3 protein-coding genes are annotated in these 2,904 nt (G+C 61.2%); all 3 read left to right on the forward strand.

Going from position 1 to position 2,904, the window contains the following annotated elements; genetic code table 11:
• The coding region (locus tag VNZ65_RS16925) for a beta-ketoacyl-ACP synthase (protein ID WP_325671031.1) at positions 1-1,235 on the forward strand (1,235 nt) is incomplete at its 5' end.
• Positions 1,236-1,243: 8 nt separating this feature from the next.
• A complete protein-coding gene (locus VNZ65_RS16930; protein ID WP_325671033.1) occupies positions 1,244-1,945 on the forward strand; it encodes a 4'-phosphopantetheinyl transferase family protein in 702 nt (233 codons plus the stop codon).
• Between the two features lie 245 nt (positions 1,946-2,190).
• Positions 2,191-2,904 (forward strand): type VI secretion system Vgr family protein (locus tag VNZ65_RS16935; RefSeq protein ID WP_325671035.1); only part of this gene is annotated, 714 nt, incomplete at its 3' end.

Raw genomic sequence — 2,904 nt, forward strand, 5'->3', positions numbered from 1 at the left:
CTTCTACGACACGCCGGGTGGTGGTGACAGGCATGGCCGGCATCAGCCCGATCGGCAACGACTGGGATGCGATCCGCAACCACCTCGGCAGCTATCGCAACGCCGTCGTGCGCATGCATGAGTGGGCCGACTACGATGGCTTGAACACGCAACTGGGGGCGCCTGCCGCCGAATTTTCATTGTCGGAGCGCTATAACCGCAAGACCATGCGCAGCATGGGCCGGGTAGCGCTGATGGCGACCCGCGCCAGCGAACTGGCCTTGATCGACGCCGGACTGATCGACGATCCACTGCTGAAAAGCGGCGTCTGCGGCGTCGCCTACGGCTCGTCCGCCGGCACGCCGGCCGCGATCGGCGATTTCGGCCGCATGATGGAAGAGCGCAGCACCCGCGGCATCAATGCCACTACCTATATCAAGATGATGGCGCATACCGCGCCAGTCAACATCGGCGTGTTTTTCGGCATCACCGGCCGCGTCATCACCACTTCCAGCGCCTGCACTTCCGGCAGCCAGGGCATAGGCTATGCCTACGAAGCGATCCGCAGCGGCCGCCAGCAGGTGATGGTGGCCGGCGGCGCCGAGGAGCTGTGCGCCACCGAAGCTGCGGTGTTCGATACCTTGTTCGCCACCAGCATCCGCAACGACACGCCGGCGCTGACGCCGAGCCCGTTCGACAGCAGCCGTGACGGCCTGGTGATCGGCGAGGGCGCCGGCACGCTGATCCTGGAAGACTACGATCATGCACGTGCGCGCGGCGCAAAAATGTATGCTGAAATCGTCGGCTTCGGTACCAACAGCGACGGTTGCCACGTGACCCATCCCAACGCCGACACCATGCAGGTGGCGATGACGCTGGCGCTGGCGGATGCCGGCTTGCCGGCCTCGGCCATCGGCTATATCAATGCCCATGGCACCGGCACCGAACAGGGCGACATCGCCGAATCGCATGCCACCGCTGCCGTGTTCGCCCGCAACACCGCCATCAGCTCGCTGAAGAGTTACACCGGCCATACGCTGGGCGCTTGCGGCGCGCTGGAAGCCTGGGTCAGCATCGAGATGATGCGCAGCGGCTGGTTCGCGCCGACCATCAACCTGCAGCAGCTCGATCCGCTGTGCGCCGAGCTGGACTACATCGTCGACCAGGGGCGGGAACTGCAATGCGAATATGTGATGTCGAACAATTTTGCGTTTGGCGGCATCAATACTTCGCTGATTTTCAAACGCCTGGACTGAGCCTGCCTGTGCCGTCCGCCGTCATCTGGCTGCTTGATGCGAATACGCTGAGCGAGACTGACTGCGATGCTTTGCTGGATTATCTGAGCGAAGCTGAACTGTTGCGCTACCGGCGCTTCCTGCGGCCGCTGCGCCAGCGCGAATTCCTGCTGGGACGGATCGTGCTGCGCTTTGCTGTCGCCCAGTTGATGGGTATCGCCTTCGAGGCAATCGAGATCATCGAGCGCCAGGGCAGGGCGCCGCAGCTGCAGTTGCCGCCCACATGCCCTCTAACCCCGCACTTCAGCTTGTCGCACAGCCGCGGCTGGGTCGCCTGCGCGGCCAGCGCCGGTACGCCGCTGGGCATCGATATCGAAGCGCTGGACGCCGGACGCGACGTCGACGCTCTGGCCCGCAGCGCTTTTTCCGCGGTAGAGAGCGACTGGCTATCCGGCCTTCCAGCTGTCCAAAAAACAGAGGCATTTTATGCTCTGTGGAGTTGCAAGGAAGCGCTGTATAAACTGATCTCGCATCAAGGTGAAGAGACTGTGTTGCCGCAACTGGTGGCTGGCGGCTTGCGCTTGCAGTCGGGGCCGGGCTGGCATGCGCGCAGCTGGTCGCAGCAAGGTTTCGCCATTTCCCTTTGCAGCCGTGAACAGCTGGCTGCGGTCGAACGGATTCGTCTTTACGGCGCCACGCTTCAGGCGTGGCGCCAGCAAGCGGGCGCTTAAAGAGGCGTCATCCGCATGGAAGATCTGTGCCGGCGCTATTGCAGCGTCAGCAAAACAATGACACTATTGTTGTTGAAACGATATCTCATCGTTGGTGCCGTCAGTGCCGTTTCACTTTGGCGCCAGAGACCGGCGCCGTCGCATTGTGTCCGGTGATGAAACATAGCAACCCCCGATTCGCGGGAGTTTGTTAAAATTACATTTTATTTCCCTTGCGAAATATTTTCACGCCATAGGAATATCGCATGAGCAATGACGTCATCCAGACTTTGCAAAGCCTTATCAACGGCCGCCAGAACAAGCGTATTCTCCGTCTCTCCTTCCCGCACGACGACGGTCCGCAAGCGCAGCTGCTGGTCAACAAGCTCGATGCCGTCGAAAGCCTGTCGCGCGATTTTGACTACACCGTGGAACTATTGTCGGACGACGCCGAGCTAGCCCTGAAGGATTTGCAAGGCAAGCTGTTCTGCGTGGAGCTGGTGAGAGCCGACGGCAGCCTGCGCTACTTCACCGGCTACTGCTTCGAATTCCGCCTGCTCCGCACCGACGGCAACATCGTCTTCTATCAAGCCAAGCTGGGGCCATGGACCCAGTACCTGCGCCTGCGCAAGGATAACTACATCTTCCACGGCAAGACCCTGCGCGAACAGATCGACAGCATCTGCGCCGATTACGGCACCTTGCCGGACTGGGATTATCGTGTCAGCGGCAGCGACCCGGTCATGACGGACGCCATTCAGTTCGACGAGAGCGACCATAACTACGTCCACCGTCGCCTGGAAGCCGCTGGTCTGCTGTACTACTACGAGCATACCGATAAGGGCCATAAACTCATCATCACCGATGACTCCACCCAGGCTGCCCCCATCGACGGCGGCGCAGAGATCCGTTTCCAGCGCCATGGCGGCGCGTTTGAAGAAGACGGCATTGGCGAGTTCTCCCCGGTGCGCCAGATCGTC

This window comes from Collimonas sp., from assembly GCF_035566555.1.
Taxonomy (GTDB): domain Bacteria; phylum Pseudomonadota; class Gammaproteobacteria; order Burkholderiales; family Burkholderiaceae_D; genus Collimonas.